This is a genomic window from Paenibacillus sp. FSL F4-0087 (assembly GCF_038020215.1).
Taxonomy (GTDB): domain Bacteria; phylum Bacillota; class Bacilli; order Paenibacillales; family Paenibacillaceae; genus Paenibacillus; species Paenibacillus taichungensis.
In genome coordinates, this window is sequence record NZ_JBBODJ010000001.1 from 1,231,262 (window position 1) to 1,246,726 (window position 15,465).

19 protein-coding genes, 1 tRNA gene, 1 pseudogene and 1 riboswitch are annotated in these 15,465 nt (G+C 45.6%); of the genes and pseudogenes, 6 read left to right on the forward strand and 15 right to left on the reverse strand.

The genetic code is table 11. The features are described 5' to 3' along the window. Nucleotides 1-331 precede the first annotated feature (331 nt). Nucleotides 332-670, forward strand: coding sequence for a hypothetical protein (locus tag MHB84_RS05990; RefSeq protein WP_076291721.1), 339 nt, complete (start codon nucleotides 332-334; stop codon nucleotides 668-670). Nucleotides 671-966: 296 nt separating this feature from the next. On the opposite strand, the gene MHB84_RS05995 is transcribed toward MHB84_RS05990, so the two are convergent. The 7 genes from MHB84_RS05995 to MHB84_RS06025 all read right to left on the reverse strand — a co-directional run bounded on the left by MHB84_RS05995 (nucleotide 967) and on the right by MHB84_RS06025 (nucleotide 5,110). Beyond that, nucleotides 967-1,350 (reverse strand): VOC family protein, encoded by a 384-nt coding sequence (locus MHB84_RS05995; RefSeq protein WP_076291720.1) that lies wholly within the window; start codon nucleotides 1,348-1,350, stop codon nucleotides 967-969. A gap of 161 nt (nucleotides 1,351-1,511) precedes the next feature. Continuing rightward, on the reverse strand, nucleotides 1,512-1,754 hold the full coding sequence (locus tag MHB84_RS06000) for a hypothetical protein (RefSeq protein ID WP_125477256.1): 243 nt from the start codon (nucleotides 1,752-1,754) through the stop codon (nucleotides 1,512-1,514). A gap of 580 nt (nucleotides 1,755-2,334) precedes the next feature. Further along, entirely contained in the window at nucleotides 2,335-3,198 is an 864-nt protein-coding gene (locus MHB84_RS06005) for a DUF6612 family protein (RefSeq protein ID WP_076291718.1), read from the reverse strand. 99 nt (nucleotides 3,199-3,297) lie between these two features. Next, nucleotides 3,298-3,720 (reverse strand): thiol-disulfide oxidoreductase DCC family protein, encoded by a 423-nt coding sequence (locus MHB84_RS06010; protein ID WP_076291717.1) that lies wholly within the window; start codon nucleotides 3,718-3,720, stop codon nucleotides 3,298-3,300. A 144-nt stretch (nucleotides 3,721-3,864) separates the two neighbouring features. Continuing rightward, the gene (locus MHB84_RS06015; RefSeq protein WP_024629327.1) at nucleotides 3,865-4,143 is read right to left on the reverse strand and encodes a hypothetical protein; all 279 of its coding nucleotides are present in this window, start codon (nucleotides 4,141-4,143) and stop codon (nucleotides 3,865-3,867) included. Between the two features lie 98 nt (nucleotides 4,144-4,241). Beyond that, nucleotides 4,242-4,487 (reverse strand): zinc ribbon domain-containing protein, encoded by a 246-nt coding sequence (locus MHB84_RS06020; RefSeq protein ID WP_024629326.1) that lies wholly within the window; start codon nucleotides 4,485-4,487, stop codon nucleotides 4,242-4,244. 203 nt (nucleotides 4,488-4,690) lie between these two features. Then, nucleotides 4,691-5,110, reverse strand: a complete 420-nt coding sequence (locus MHB84_RS06025; protein ID WP_063564421.1) for an organic hydroperoxide resistance protein — start codon at nucleotides 5,108-5,110, stop codon at nucleotides 4,691-4,693. 444 nt (nucleotides 5,111-5,554) lie between these two features. On the opposite strand from MHB84_RS06025, the gene MHB84_RS06030 reads away from it, so the two are divergent. Then, nucleotides 5,555-6,850 carry an Nramp family divalent metal transporter gene (locus tag MHB84_RS06030; protein ID WP_076291809.1) on the forward strand — a complete coding sequence of 432 codons (1,296 nt, stop codon included), beginning with the start codon at nucleotides 5,555-5,557 and terminating at the stop codon, nucleotides 6,848-6,850. 145 nt (nucleotides 6,851-6,995) lie between these two features. Here MHB84_RS06030 and MHB84_RS06035 read toward each other — a convergent pair whose 3' ends face one another. Further along, nucleotides 6,996-7,688: an HAD-IA family hydrolase gene (locus MHB84_RS06035; protein ID WP_179087228.1), complete on the reverse strand. Its 693-nt coding sequence runs from the start codon at nucleotides 7,686-7,688 to the stop codon at nucleotides 6,996-6,998. A gap of 162 nt (nucleotides 7,689-7,850) precedes the next feature. Further along, entirely contained in the window at nucleotides 7,851-8,246 is a 396-nt protein-coding gene (locus MHB84_RS06040) for a hypothetical protein (protein WP_024629322.1), read from the reverse strand. 120 nt (nucleotides 8,247-8,366) lie between these two features. Beyond that, nucleotides 8,367-8,542: riboswitch (cyclic di-AMP (ydaO/yuaA leader) on the reverse strand. A 367-nt stretch (nucleotides 8,543-8,909) separates the two neighbouring features. On the opposite strand from MHB84_RS06040, the gene MHB84_RS06045 reads away from it, so the two are divergent. After that, nucleotides 8,910-9,386: a glutathione peroxidase gene (locus tag MHB84_RS06045; protein WP_076291716.1), complete on the forward strand. Its 477-nt coding sequence runs from the start codon at nucleotides 8,910-8,912 to the stop codon at nucleotides 9,384-9,386. On the opposite strand, the pseudogene MHB84_RS31345 reads toward MHB84_RS06045, so the two are convergent. Continuing rightward, a pseudogene (locus MHB84_RS31345) lies at nucleotides 9,362-9,430 on the reverse strand (hypothetical protein); the annotation flags it as partial. The gene MHB84_RS06045 and the pseudogene MHB84_RS31345 sit on opposite strands and share 25 nt — an antisense overlap. Before the next feature lie 105 nt (nucleotides 9,431-9,535). Then, nucleotides 9,536-9,618, reverse strand: a tRNA-Leu gene (locus MHB84_RS06050). Between the two features lie 420 nt (nucleotides 9,619-10,038). Here MHB84_RS06050 and MHB84_RS06055 point away from each other — a divergent pair. The 3 genes from MHB84_RS06055 (at nucleotide 10,039) to MHB84_RS06065 (ending at nucleotide 11,897) form a co-directional block, all read left to right on the forward strand. Then, complete coding sequence (locus MHB84_RS06055) at nucleotides 10,039-10,740, forward strand: urease accessory protein UreF (protein WP_076291715.1); 702 nt, start codon at nucleotides 10,039-10,041, stop codon at nucleotides 10,738-10,740. Between the two features lie 272 nt (nucleotides 10,741-11,012). Then, a complete protein-coding gene (locus MHB84_RS06060) occupies nucleotides 11,013-11,216 on the forward strand; it encodes a Rha family transcriptional regulator (RefSeq protein WP_076291714.1) in 204 nt (67 codons plus the stop codon). A gap of 27 nt (nucleotides 11,217-11,243) precedes the next feature. Next, a complete protein-coding gene (locus MHB84_RS06065) occupies nucleotides 11,244-11,897 on the forward strand; it encodes a hypothetical protein (RefSeq protein WP_076291713.1) in 654 nt (217 codons plus the stop codon). A gap of 26 nt (nucleotides 11,898-11,923) precedes the next feature. On the opposite strand, the gene urtE is transcribed toward MHB84_RS06065, so the two are convergent. From urtE to urtB, 4 genes are read right to left on the reverse strand one after another with little or no spacing between them, the layout of a single operon-like run. Further along, on the reverse strand, nucleotides 11,924-12,619 hold the full coding sequence (urtE, locus tag MHB84_RS06070) for an urea ABC transporter ATP-binding subunit UrtE (RefSeq protein WP_076291712.1): 696 nt from the start codon (nucleotides 12,617-12,619) through the stop codon (nucleotides 11,924-11,926). Further along, nucleotides 12,597-13,406: an urea ABC transporter ATP-binding protein UrtD gene (gene urtD, locus MHB84_RS06075; RefSeq protein ID WP_076291711.1), complete on the reverse strand. Its 810-nt coding sequence runs from the start codon at nucleotides 13,404-13,406 to the stop codon at nucleotides 12,597-12,599. Before urtD ends, urtE begins: the two co-directional genes overlap by 23 nt. Continuing rightward, on the reverse strand, nucleotides 13,369-14,463 hold the full coding sequence (gene urtC / locus MHB84_RS06080; protein ID WP_076291710.1) for an urea ABC transporter permease subunit UrtC: 1,095 nt from the start codon (nucleotides 14,461-14,463) through the stop codon (nucleotides 13,369-13,371). Before urtC ends, urtD begins: the two co-directional genes overlap by 38 nt. Before the next feature lie 18 nt (nucleotides 14,464-14,481). Then, nucleotides 14,482-15,387 (reverse strand): urea ABC transporter permease subunit UrtB, encoded by a 906-nt coding sequence (gene urtB / locus MHB84_RS06085; RefSeq protein ID WP_076291709.1) that lies wholly within the window; start codon nucleotides 15,385-15,387, stop codon nucleotides 14,482-14,484. Nucleotides 15,388-15,465: the final 78 nt, after the last annotated feature.

The window sequence follows — 15,465 nt, forward strand, 5'->3', positions numbered from 1 at the left end:
ACTAATCACCTACTCCTTATAGCTGGTCATCCAGATCACAATGTATCCATTTGTCATACCATTTCCTTGTCTAAACAAAGTATTGGTCGATTTGCATTCTATTCCTTATCCCTGTTCGTAATAGTTAATTACGATAGCTTATATTTTTATCAATTTGCTATGAAATAAATCAATTATCATTATCAGTTTCACAAAATTGAATATCTCAAAATTAATACTTGGTTCACATAATATTCATCCAATAAAATACTTTATTTTCCGAATATAGTTTACTATTGGATATATTTTCTATATAATAGAGTTGTATTCCAAATATGAGAGGATGATAACGATGAAAAAGAAACTTATTACTGGTCTATTAACTGTCGTTGCGTGCTTCACTGTTGGTTCTACATCTTTCGCGGCTACTGCTGCTACACCAAGCCCTAGTGCTGCTTCTGCAGAAACGTCCAATGTAATAACTCTTGCAGATCAAATTTCTGTTCCTATTAGTTTGAGAGTTGGCGAGAGCATTACAGTTGCTGGCTCCAACTTTTGGATTAGCGGGGACTATGGCGGCATTTATTTAAATCAACAAGGATTAATAATTGGTTTGTCACCTGGAGTTTGTACAGTAGTTGGTTATTTACCTAACGGTGATACTGTACTCTACACTGTCACTGTACGATAAACTCATACTTAATCAGAGGGGATGTAACTCATCCCCTCTTTCCTATGATAATTTATGTAATATATTTTAATATATTTTAATAGATTTTAGAAAAGTAAATTTATTAGACCTTCATTCTAATTCCCTTCCTCGAAAAAAACCGCCATCCAATACCCGCATTAACATGCAGTATATGGAAGGCGATTCCCATAAGTACTATTTTATCAATAACTCTCAATCTAGAATACAAATGGTATTTAAAAATTATAAAATAAAATCGTTCTTCTAGTATCTCTTTGTCCCCTATTTCAAAAAAATCAAGAATGATAAGGTGCATCAAACTCAATAATATTGCGGTCAGGATCAAGCACAAAAATCTGTGCAAACCCGGCAACACTATCTGGTCTTGCCTCATATTCAATTCCCTGCTGTTCCAGCCAGACCAAAGTCTCCTTGTAACTCTTCACCCAGATCGCAAAATGTCCATCAGTTGTATCAATGCCAGCCTCACGAAGCGTATCTCCCTGCGGATGCTGTAATAGATGAAGCTGTTGACTACCAATGGCGTACCAGGTGCCCGTGGAGTTGAAAGGCGGACGTTCAATCTCCTGCATGCGAAGCAAACCGGAATAGAATTTCTTCGCAACCTCCAAATTACGTACAGCCAGACTCACGTGGTGTATATGTGCATATTCAATCATTTCTTCAACCTTCTTCCCTGAAATAGACTTTCTTCAGCTTCCCACCAACTCTAAATTCAATCGCTTACATGACTATTGTAGAAAATCCAAGCGCTTTCGCCAAGGGAAAAAGTTCAGGAAAAACAAAAAACAGAGCAGCTATGAACCTGCCTTCGCAACAACTAGCTGCGAAAGCCATAATGAAGCGTGCCCAGTTCCCCTAATTGCGGTGATAAGTCGTGCGGCTGACCGAACGGCACGCAGGGATTGCCATCGAAACTTTCTTCGCTGACGATCTGTTTGTTGTGGTATGTTGCGCTACGTGGGACATTTACTCTGGCTTTCTTGGCCAGGAAGAAGCTCGAATAGATTTTTTTCAATACGTAGCAGTGGGGAAGACGGTTCTCGAACGCCGATACTTCCATGATGAGGATACAGCCAGGATAATCAGTCTTAACGTCGTCTACAACCGAACCCTGTATGACCAAGGGAGAGATCTTCTGTCAGTCATATTTGAGGACACGAAAGGGTTAGGTTAACGGAAGTGATGCTGACCTCTTGAGGAAATCCTCTGACCTATCTGGTTGCTATCACGCTTAAACGCTCCGTAAGGGACCTCAGTCATTCCCAGTCCTCACCTTCGAGACAACGAATTTGGTAGCCTGGTGCGCTACGCAGAAGGCTTAGAAGAGCTACGGAAGGAAGAGATGCAACTTCGCCGCTCGATCAATCATGTGACAAAGCGAAATTATGCCTAAAATACGCAATCTGTAGTCTATAGGCTTATCACTCCCCATGCGGAAGCCACTACTGCTCACCCGTTTGTTAATACTCTGACCACAACGCATACAAAAAAAAGAAAAACACCCCTGATTGAATTCAGCGAACCTGTCGGTTCACACAAATTCATATCAGAAGTGCCATCTCCAGAAGATCCACATCTTTAAGCGACTTTACCAGGTTGACTTCTCATCGGAGAGTCACCCCCTCTTATCCTTGCGCTTATTATTTAGCACTATCCAATGCTTCTTGCGGGATTTTAATCTCTTTCACGCCATTATGGTTAGAGAACGTGCTGGTCATCTTCATGTCCATTGAGATTTTCTGTCCTTCCTGCTCCATATTCATAACCATGTTGACATCCGTACTTGCAGGCAGGTAGGTTTCTTTGTTGATCATATATTTCATTTTCATGCTGGTAATATTCATTTGATCAAGCATTGCTTGAGTTTGGGCATCCGATCCATTTTGCTCCATAACCGCTTTGGCCAGTTCCTTCACGTTATCACCGGATACGTCAGCGTTAATGACGTAGTTGTCGCCTTCTTCCGTAATTTTGGTGTCTTCGGCAATCTTTTTGAATTGCTTCAGCTCACCTTCCGGATTCATGCTTGCCTGCATCTGCTCAATCAGTGGTTTCGTTTGCTCGTCAGGAATTTTGACCCACTGGTCCCCCACCTGCGAATAAATCTTATCCGAAGTGATGTACTGCTTCACATTCTGCGCTTCCTGTCCGGACATTTCCATCTTCATTTCCTGATAGATCATCATCGGATCTTTGATGATATCCATCTTCAGCGATGTTTTCACCTGTTGATCCTGGGACTGCTCGCCAGCCACCATTTTCAAATTTTGATCAATATTGGCTTCCGTAGTGAAGCTTTTCATATCTTTAGTCGCTGCATTCGTTTTCTCAATTAACTCATCCAATGTAGGGATCTTTGTCTCCTGCTCCGCAGTTGTATTGCCCTCGTTAGACGTTTCGTTTCCAGCTGGCGGCGTTGCTGTACTGTTATCTGCATCGCTTCCGCAAGCTGTCATGCTTACTGCTAATAATGCCCCAATAATTAATGTAGTCCACTTCTTCAAGTTATTTGCCTCCCAAAATAGAATTGATCCGTACTCATTACCCAATTATTTCCGTTATTAATCAATCGGCATCGATACAATCTGTCACACTTAGCCTTTTTAAAGGAATCGATCCTTGATTTCGGGTGTAGGCAGCATACACGCTTCATCTTTACCGAACCAGCGATATCGATTGCGAGCTACCATGTTATATATGGCATTTCGAATAAATTTCGGTACAATAATCAACACGTACAATAATGGATAAGGGAATTTTAAGCCTTTGGCCAGACGCAGCGCTGCGGTTGAACGTGTATAATATTTCCCATCCTCAATGAGTACAAAAGTATCCATGCTGTCCGTGGACAGATTGCCCTTCTCCAGCAATTTTTTCGCTACATCCGATTGAAGTGATGCAAAATGATACTTCCCCTCAGGGTCACGCTTGATTATCCACTTCGTTAATCCTTGGCAGAAATGACAGACTCCGTCCACAAGCACAATCGGGTGTCCCTGATGCTGATCCATTTGGTTTGCTGTCATAATCGTGGCCTCCTCATGTGTGCTATTAGAGTAACTTACCCGTTTTGAGTCATCCCGTTCGCTTTTTTCACATTTTATTTAAGTGTAACGAAAAATAGAAAAAGAGCGCAGGCTCTATGCCCACGCTCGTATCTGTTTTGGCAATTACTCTGCAATTGCCTTTTCCATCCATTGGTCGTCAATCATTTGTTGGTGCAGGTCACCAGCCCACTGGTCCATGCATTTGCAAATGAAATCTTTGCGACATACCGGACAAGGCGTTTTCTGTAGACGGCTGATATTGGTTAGCTTCCATTCCGGGGAATGGGAGTAGAATACACGGCATTGTGTACCGTCTACCAATTTCATTTTAAATTCATACAATCCGTCTTCCTTGTTGCCACTAGCTAATTCTAAATTTGCAATACGCGGTCTATAAGACATGGATATCACCTGTTAATTCAAATTTGGTTCATGCATTGACACTTCTTAGTACTAAATCATATTAAAGAAATTTTAGTTCGATGTCAACTCACGCACATTTACCCACCAAATAGAATATCAAGAATGGTACCCACCTGACCCTGTTTTTTCCCTTTCAACACATCCGGATCGAATACTTCTACATATCCACAGGAAGAACAGGCGACGAAGAGATAATGATTGTGCTGAATATCAAACATTTTGCTAAGTCCCGCTCCTGACATGGATACTTCCTTAATATTGCAATCCGTACCCCTGCATTTGGTACATACAAATCGTCGTTCTATCATCTCTTCAATACTCATTGTCGTTCCCCCTCATTCGAATGTATGACTTCAAGCAAGAGTAGATTATGTAAAATAGTACGCTGTCCAACATGCAATCTCCTGCATCGCAATTGTTATAAAATACAAAACCCTGCCGAAGGCCAGCAGGGTCTTGTACTCGAACATCAGGTATCCAAAGATACCCTGCTCTATATGTTCCCTTTACTCCTACGAGTCAGGTCTTAAACTACATTAAGTACCACATCAATATTGCCACGGGTTGCTTTGGAGTAAGGACAGAAATCATGTGCCTTGCGAGCGAGATCCTCTGCTTGACTGTGATCCACGCCAGGCATGCTCACATCCAAACGTACAGACAGTTGGAAACCATCATCCGCCGGATCTTTGCCGATGGATACATTACTTGTGACCACCACATTCTCCAACTTCACGCCCGCTTTGCGTGCCACATTGGCAAGAGCACTTTCATAACAAGCACCGTATCCCGCTGCAAAGAGCTGCTCAGGATTGGTTCCTTCACCACCGGAGCCTCCAAGTTCTTTTGGCATTTTCAGATCATGCTTGAGCACGCCATCCGAAGAAGCCACCGAACCTGTACGTCCACCTTTAACTGTCGCTGTTGCTGTATATAAAGCTTCCATTAAGAATCTCTCCTTCGCCTTTAATTTTTTGTTGCCTACTATTCAATTTAAACTTCTGGCTCATTTTGAAACGTTGTTAATCCTTATTCAGGTTTTACATCTTTATCTTTTTCATGCATCGGGAAAGGAACACAGGTAATTTATCCAAGGTTGGGTAATATACTAAGGCACAATTCACTCTCCGGTAAATTTTGTCCTCATACACAAAAGTTGCACTAGACAAAAATAATTGAAGGAGTACAATGTAAGTATCAACATAAACGTTTAGACATATGAAAAGTAGTTTAATTACGCTTTTGATTTTGGTTTAAGTGTTCAAATGTAATCAAAGGAATGACACCGTTCCTCTTCATATAGAATATCAATACTTCAAAGTCGGGTGATTATATTATGAGTAAAAAAAATCCGTTCAGCACTCCTTCAAATGAACCATTGGCTGCGGGTATGGCCCCATCTCTCGGGGAAGCCCACAGCTCCATGAAGGTACCGCAGAACGCTGCTTGGTGGAAAAAATTCCTTGCTTTTGTTGGACCGGGTTACCTCGTTGCCGTTGGATATATGGATCCCGGGAACTGGGCAACAGATATTGCGGGTGGTTCACAATTCGGATACACATTATTATCCGTTATTCTGATTTCGAACCTGATGGCTGTTGTGTTGCAGTCTCTCGCTGGCAAGCTCGGGATTGTCACAGGACGGGATTTGGCGCAAGCCTGCCGCGAACGATTTAGCATGCCTGTTGTGATCGTGTTATGGATCTTGTGTGAGCTTGCAATTGCAGCCACCGACCTTGCCGAGGTTATTGGTTCGGCAATCGCGCTCAAGCTGCTGTTCAACATTCCCATGTTATACGGCGTCATTATTACCGCTGTCGATGTACTAGTCATTCTTTTGCTGCAAAACAAAGGCTTCCGTGCATTGGAATCGCTCGTAATTGTGCTGATGGCCACCATCGCCCTCTGCTTCGGGATTGACCTGTTTCTCGCTAAACCGGATATGGGCGGCGTCATGCATGGTTTTGTACCCAGTGCCGAGATTTTGCAAAATCCAGCTATGCTCTACATTGCCATCGGGATTATCGGTGCAACCGTCATGCCCCATAATCTGTATCTGCATTCTTCCATTGTGCAGACCCGTCAGATTGAACAAACGCCAAAAGGGAAAAAAGAAGCGATTCTGTATTCCACCATGGATTCAACCATCGCTTTAACGCTTGCTCTGTTCATCAATGCAGCCATCCTGATTGTGTCTGCTGCCGTGTTCCATAGTGCAGGTATGACTCAGGTCGCGGAAATTACAGATGCATACCATCTGCTGACACCTCTGCTGGGTACTACCATCGCCAGCATCCTGTTCGGTGTAGCCTTGCTGGCTTCCGGCCAGAACTCAACACTCACCGGCACGTTGTCCGGACAGATTGTAATGGAAGGCTTTCTGAACATTCGTATCCCAGCATGGCTTCGTCGACTGGTTACACGTCTAATCGCAATCATTCCAGCCGTCATCGTAACAGCCATTGCCGGAGAGCACGGAACAGAGGAACTGCTGATTCTGAGCCAGGTTGTGCTGTCGCTACAGCTACCCTTTGCCGTCATTCCACTGGTGATGTTTACGAGTGACAAAAAAAGCATGGGGGCCTTTGCCAACAAGTTGTGGCTCAAAATCATCTCCTGGATTATTGCCGGAGTTATCGTTGTCCTGAATGTGTATCTGATTATCCAAACCATTCTGTTATTCTAAGTTAAACGGAACTACGCAATATTTTGTCTAACTCAAAAAGGCTGATCAACTCAAGTCATGTATCCCTTGAGACGATCAGCCTTTTATATGTTTGAGCAGCCATCTAATTCATACCGATTAGATCTTAAATACGGCTTGCTCTTATTTAGTTGTCTGAACTTTGAGTTACCATTAACAATGGAAGAAGTTCCTCCAGTGATTCAACAGTCCAGTCTGGAGGCTCTGCATCCGCAAGCTCCGGCTGGAACCTGCCATAACCCTGCAAAATCCGGATCGTATGCATACCCAGCTTCTTAGCTGGAATAATATCATTATCAATCCTGTCGCCGATCATGACCGCTTCCTCGGGTTTACATCCCGCCTGTTTCAACGCTACAGCATACAATTCAGGATCAGGCTTGGACACTCCTTCTTCAGCCGAACAGGCCAGCACATCCACATACTTGCGCAAGCCGTAGCTATCCAGCCGATTTTCCGTCCCCGGGCTCTGATTGGCAATGATACCAATCTTATAGTGTTGCGATAACGTCTGGAGAACAGCGTCGGCTGACGCGAAGGGCCGCTCAAGCTCTTTGCGGAACTTTAGCTTCTCCTGTATCTGTTCCCGGTGCCCCTTGTCGCTGATAAGGGTACGAATAGCCAATTTCATCGGCCATTGCTCGTAATTTCGGTAGGAGGCGGCAAATAGTTCTCGCACCGTCTGCATCTCCACCTGATAACCAAGCGCACAAGCTTCACGAACGAACTGACCGATAATATCATCTACCGGCTCCCATTCGTCCACGAGCGTATCCCCCACATCAAAGAACAACCATTGTATTCCACGTACATCCGGCACGCCTATTCCTCCTCGTTAGCCACAGGAAATTATCCCTATTTCCCAAACCATAAAAAAGAAGACCCACCAACATGCATGAGTCTCCTCAAGTTTCCGTTTATTTATGATTTCAATTATAACAGGCAGCTGACACTGGATCAATCACAGGAATAGTACTAGCCACTAGCCATTCAGCAGAAACCCAACTTCCCCATTCAAGGAATATACAATACGGTCTGCTCCCATTCCCCGATAGATCCCTTTGGGGTGGCTTTGTTCCGTAATGACACACAAGGACTTGGATGTCCAGGAGCGGCAGATCTGCAAATATCGACAGGTCAGGTTTAGGCTATTTTCAAAAATAAAAACATTGCCGACACTACCTTGCGGCAAAAACCATTTCTGAGCTGCAGCCGTGTTCATGCGAATGACATGCTCCACACCGATTCTCCGGAGCCTGCGCTCTTCCCCTGCACTGTTGGTCAGAACGGCAAACGGCATTTTTTTGTACATCAGCAATTTGATAAATTTACGTCCTGCTTCATTTGGAGCAGTCACTAAGATCATCTCTTTATCCATCATTCGTTCCTCCCTTGGCGTGAAAAGACAACAAAAAAGAAGCGTGGGGGACCAAGGCCTCCCGGACGCTTCTTCAATAATCCATAGCAAAAAGACACTATGAACCAGCGTACGGCTTGTTGCCTCTCCCTTTAACGCTTACGAGGTTAGCTGACGGATTCGGGCGCGAGAGTCGCCCTATTTCCGGCTGTCACCGGAAAATTCACCCCATGGATGCCCACTGTCCTGGACAGTTCATCCTGTTGGTTCCCCCGTTTCCCACCCATGAATGAATGGAAACTCAGCGATTAAAACATCGTTCTTTTATAATCAATAATCAGAGCGATATTATCGTTTGTTTCGTTTTTCATGTAAAATTTAATTTAAATTGGAATTACGATATGAATCATACACCCGTGCCATATTGGTGTAAAGTCTGCGCAGATCACCGAATCGACGGATTTTTGCCATTTCCCATCAATAATAGCGCTTACAACGCATCCATTCTCTACCCATCTCATCAAAGCTCTCTAATTCTCTCTTTAGCGATAATTAGGTATTAAATCAGTCACAGATCATACACGACAGCCTCAAATTGAGTTAAAAAAGCAATATTAATTTTGCAATATTTAATTGCAATCAATATAATAGAAGGAAGAAGAATATGAAATGGAGGCGATTTTCATGTCAGTCTACGACTACAAAGTAAACACCCTTCGCGGTCAGGAAGTTGAAATGTCCAACTATCGTGACAAAGTACTGCTTATCGTGAATACAGCAAGCCAATGCGGACTCACACCTCAATTCAGAGGTCTGCAAGAACTTCAGGATAAGTTTAAAGACTCCCCGTTTGAAGTTCTTGGTTTTCCAAGCAACCAGTTTGCACAGGAAAAAGGCTCTTCTGATGATATTGCCGAGTTCTGTCAGATGAACTATGGTGTCAGCTTCCCGATGTTCGAGAAAATCGATGTGAATGGTTCAAGCGCTCACCCTCTATTCCAGCATCTTACCAAAGAAGCACCGGGTGTACTCGGCTCCAAAGCCATCAAATGGAACTTCACCAAATTCCTTGTGGATCAGAACGGACGTGTTCTGAAACGGTATGCTCCCAAAACAACACCCGATAAAATTGAAGCAGACATCAAAGAATTGCTTAAATAACAACTGAAGGCCATCCGACCCCTGAAGACAGAATGAACATGCATTCAGGGAAACGGGTGACCTTTTTTTGTCTGGACTCATCTTTACTGTAAAAAAACATAAAAAAGAAGCTCCCCATATGGGAAGCTTCTTCCTAATCGTTCTTATGATGCGGTCGAGAGGACTCGAACCTCCACGGGTATACACCCACTACCCCCTCAAGATAGCGTGTCTGCCATTCCACCACGACCGCATGTCGTAAATAATCGGCAACAGAATTGATTATACCCGGTTCATGTTTAAAAGTAAAGCATTTTTATAAATATCATTTTAACTGCGTTTTCCCTTCCATAAATCGTATAATCTCGTCATTTTCTCCTACGAAGTGCATATGATTAAATTTGATCTCGTTTGTATATCCGATTAGGTCGATCACTCTACTTTATTTGTAGTGCCATCCTTTATCCCCCCTCAGTTTAACATAACTCATAAAGTTATATAAAATAACATTAAACAGATTAAATATTTAAAAACCAAGAAACTATTGACAAAAAGCGGATATTTATGTGAATATATATATCATATAATTCGGATTTACGAACATAAAACGAACTAAAAAGGAGTATAAATGTTATTTAATATAACATTTAACGAACGTAGGAGGCGAAAGATCGTGAACCGTGGGAATAAGCTGCTCGATTACGTCAAACTGCTTGATTCCTCTATCCAGGTTGGAGGCTTCACCCATTCCTTCGGAATGGATACCCATATCGCTGAAGGTACCATTCGTAACGCCGAAGATCTCGAATCATTCATGCGCTGTCAATTGCACCCCAGCATCGTGCGTCTGGAAGGCATGGCGATTAAAGGCATATATACTGCCGCAGATCATAATGACGCATGGCGTACAGCCCTCATCGACAAGCTCGTCCATGTCCAGCGGACACCAGTCAATCTTAGAGAACACGCCTCCACAATGGGCAAACGACTGATTAAGCTGGCTCACGCACTCCACCCCTGGATTGATTTTAGCCATCTCGAACAAACCCTGGCTAAGTATGAATCCGTCGGCTGCCTCTCCACCGTTCACGCCTGGATTAACCACCACCTCGAAATCCCTGTCGAGGAGGCGGTCCTTGGTTATCTGCATTCAGCCATGAGCGCCTGCATAACCGAAGCCTCCAAAGTGATTCCTCTTCATACCGATACAATCCAGGACCTGCTGGTTCGCCTGGCCGCAGATCTGGAGCATGAATGGCATACCGTCAGCGCCTCCGCTGCCGATGGACCGGCACAACCAACCTCAATGTCCATGAAAACGTTGTTCCCAAGCTTCCACATGCTTGGAGCAGGGCTTCACGCCTACAGAGCCTAATCTGTCCCCATCCCTTCATAACCCGCCTCCTCACACTGTAAAAATATAAAAAACACGCCGCAACCTCCTTGCTGGCGTGTTTTTTATGTCATTTATTTTGTCTATTTAACGTATTTACGCCATTTAATATCTTAAAATACACTTTTTTACGTCTTTTTTAATTGTTAGATGACGCAAATACGTATATAATAAAACATACAGCTCGCATATCTGTATATTTTACACCAAGAATAACCAGCTGAACACTACATTCCAACGAGGGGTGAACCCTTTTGAACAAAAAGAAACCTGTGACTCCTTTTGGATGGGCCATTAAACGACGACTAACCGAACTCCAGGTCGACCAAAAGACATTTTGTGAACAGTATGGCATTCCGCCATACCGTCTGTCCAATCTCATTCACGGCACACGCAAAGCAACCCGGTTCAGGCACCAGGTCGCTGACATTTTGGAAATACCAGATGATTTAAGATAAAATTTCTGCCAAGGAGGAGCTCATTTCATGAGATACTTAATATCCGATCTGGAGAGATTATCGTTCCAGTCCATCCAGCACCAGCTCATCATCGTCGACCACAAATGGATCATTCGAAGCTGCAACACCGCTTGGCAACACGGACTCGGGCAGCTGCTTCCAAATCCAAGCGTTACAGGCTCCTCCAGAACAGCACCTGAACCGCCTCATTACCTTCACCTTATAGAGGGGTGGACATTACGCGAGGAGAAAACAAAGAATGCGAAAATTGTTCAGGAGTTAAAAAGTATCACTGCACCTTTTAAAGACAGTTATACATACGACATCGCCGTCCAAACTGTCCACAACGAACAGCGGTGGTTCCGCCTGGAACTCACCCCATTGATTCAGGCCGACCCATCCCTGCTGTCTGATCTCGCATTGATTGCACACACGGATGTTACCGAACAGAAACAGACAGAACGCCAATTGAAGAAGGCCCTGTCTGAAGTGCGTACTTTGCGTGGACTGCTTCCCATCTGCGCTGTCTGCAAACAGATCAAGGATGAACAGGACAGCTGGAACTCTGTTGAGAGTTATTTGGAGAAACACACTCATGCCGAATTTACCCATGATATCTGCCCGGATTGCATCCGTAGATTATATCCGAAGTACTCCAACATTCTGGACAAGCGTTCCTGAACTCACCCTACACCAAGAACCCTAAGCTACACAGACAGATGATGCTCAAACTGCGACATATCCAGCTCTCGCGGTGTGCCTTGCAGTGCAATTGCCCCTTTGTCCATTACATAGATATAATCTGCAGCACCGCGCACAAAATCAATACTTTGCTCCACCAGCAAGATGGAGATTTCACCCTTTGCCTTAATTTGCAAAATGACCTGCCGGATATCCTCTACAATGGAAGGCTGGATGCCTTCTGTCGGCTCATCTAGAAGCAATAATCCCGGCCGGGCAGCCAGTGCGCGGGCAAATGCCAACTGCTGTTGCTGCCCACCACTTAGATCACCACCCTGTCGACCATACATCGTGGCAAGCACCGGAAACATCGCCAGCACATCCTCTGGGAACGTCTTTACACTCGCTGCACTTGTCTCCAGACCCAGCAGCAGATTTTCCTTTACTGTTAGCTGCGGGAAGATTTCTCGCCCCTGCGGCACATATCCAATCCCCGACCTGGCCCGTTTGGCCGGATCGTGGGTGGATAATTCCTGACCTTTCCACTGAATACTTCCTTTGCGCATTTTAAGAAGCCCCATCAACGTCTTCATCAAGGTGGTTTTCCCTACACCATTACGCCCCATCAGGCATACCACCTGACCTGGCTCAACATCCAGATTTACACCGCGCAGCACATTGCTCTCCCCGTAGCCGGACTCAATTCGTTGCAGCGACAGCATGGTCATCCCTCCTTTTGCCCAGATACACTTCAGCCACTCTCGGATCTTCCTGCACTTCCGCCATCGTACCTTCTTTTAGAAGCTTGCCTTCATGCATCACTGTCACTTTGGCTGCATACTCACGAACAAACTCCATATCATGCTCCACTACCACAACAGACCTTTCTCGCGCAATCTCTTGCAGTAGGCGGCCCGTCTTGTGTGTTTCCTCGTCAGTCATCCCCGCTGCCGGTTCATCCAGCAGCAATACACGGGGTTCCTGCAGGAGCAGCATGCCAATCTCAAGCCACTGCTTTTCCCCATGTGATAGCGCCCCTGCACGTGCGTCCACACGGCCCTGCAGACCAATCTGGAGCGTAATCCGCTCCATGGCTGGACTTATTTTTGAATACCGTTGAATACCCAGAGCCTGTAAAGGAGAACGACGATTCTCCGCAGCCAGCATCAGGTTCTCCTGCACGGTCAGACCAGCAAAGATGGACGGAGCCTGGAACTTGCGCCCTACCCCTTTTCGAACAATCTGGTGCTCCTTCAGACGTGTCAGATCCGTACCATCGGCCATCTTCACTGTACCGGACAAGGGCTTGGTTTTGCCGCAAATCACATCCAGCATCGTTGTTTTCCCCGCACCGTTGGGACCGATCAGAAAATGCAGATCATGTTCATGCAGCTTCAGATTCATGCCTTTGACCGCAACAAAACCGCCAAATGCCACCGTTATTTCCTCAGCTACCAGGACTACCGGAACATCAGTAGACTTTTGGTTTTTCCTGACTGACTGGAACATGCACAACCTCTCCTCTCCGTTTCAGCAAGCGCACCACATGACGGTATACACCAACAAGCCCATTCGGCATGAACAAGACCACTGTTACAAAGAGCCCACCAATGACAAACAACCAACCTTCCGGATAAGCTTCACTGATGCCCGTTTTGGCTGCGTTCAGCACCACAGCACCGATTACCGCACCAATCAGCGTTCCACGACCACCCAAGGCGACCCATAACACCATTTCAATCGATGGCACGATCCCCATCATGGAAGGTGAGATGATCCCTACCTGGAGTACAAATAACATACCAGCGATTCCCGCAAGCGCTCCGGAAAGGGCGAAGGCCAGTGTTTTGAAGCCTGCCGGGTCATAGCCAAGAAAACGAACCCGATTTTCCCCATCCCGCGCAGCTTCAAGCACCTGACCAAACCTGCTGTTCACAACCCGGCGACAAAGCAGATAGGCGAGCACCAGAACGGCAAGCGTTATATAGTAAAGAGCAATCGTTGTCCCTGCCGAATGAAGGGTAAAACCAAAGATCGCGTTATATCCCGTTATACCGTTGGTCCCTCCCGTCCATTCCTGTTTGCCCACAAATAACGTTACGGTAATGAGGACTAATGCTTGGGTCAGGATTGTAAAATACACACCCGTAATCCGGTTACGGAACGTGAACCACCCCAAGGCAAAGGCCAGCAATGCCGGAAGGGCAATCCCCAGCAATAGCGCCATCGGAAATGACCTGAACGGCTCCCAGAACCACGGCAGACCGCTAAGACCACTCCATCCCATAAAGTCAGGAAGTGTTGAACCGCTCGCCTGCAGCTTCAGATACATCGCCATGGCGTACCCGCCAAGTCCGAAGAAAACGCCATGCCCCAGACTAAGCACCCCTCCATATCCCCAGATCAAATCCAGACCGATCGCCAGAATGGCCAGGGCAAGGAATTTCGCCAACAGACTAAGTCGGAATTCCGTGGAAATGAGTGGAGCCAGACACATCATGATCAGGACAACTGCCCAGATGATCTTCATTTTCAGACTACCCTTCTTAAGAAGTGCCGACATCATATAACCCCCTTCTTCGCATTAATCCAAACTTCGAGTCCGTATGGCAACGAGCCCGCGCGGCTTCCATTGCAGAAAAGCAACAATACAGACAAATACCAGCACCTTGCCGATAGAAGCTGAGGTATACGTTTCGAATAATGTATTGAACATGCCAATTCCAAGCGCACCACACACGGTTCCCACCAGTTTCCCCACACCGCCCAATACAACCACCATGAACGCATCCACGATATAATACGTGCCCAGCGAGGGGCCAATCGGACCAATTAGTGTCAACGCACACCCAGCGATGCCAGCAATGCCCGAACCAATCGCAAAGGTCATGCCATCCACTCGTCTGGTGGAAATCCCAAGACAGCCCGCCATGCTTCGATTCTGCATCACGGCCCTCATCCGTCTCCCGGAAGAAGTCCGATAGATGTACAGATACATGCACAGCAGTACAACCGCAACCAGCGCGATAATGAAAAGACGTTTATATGGAAACACAATGCCGTCCGCGATGGTCAAACCTCCGTTGAGCCAAGCCGGACTGGATACCCCTACATTTGGTGCCCCAAATATCGTTCGGGCCAATTGTTGCAGCATCATGCCTACGCCCCATGTTGCAAGCAGACTGTCGAGCGGCCTCCCATACAGATGCCTGATCAGCACCACTTCCAGCAACCAGCCTATAAGAGCCGCCACACCAAAGGCGATAGGCAGAGCCACAATAAAGTAGACATCGAACCACGCTTGCGGAGCATACGAAATGAACAAGTTTTGCGTCACATATGTAGCGTAAGCGCCAATCATGATCAATTCACCATGAGCCATGTTAATGACATTCATCAATCCAAATGTAACCGCGAGTCCCAATGCAATCAGCAACAGGATGGAACTGATGCTTAACCCATTGAACATTTGCAGGACAAACATATCCATCACTTTTCCCTCCCATGCTGTGAACATCTAATTTTATAGAAGACATCATTAACGTTCCGCATCAACGCTTTACCGTAA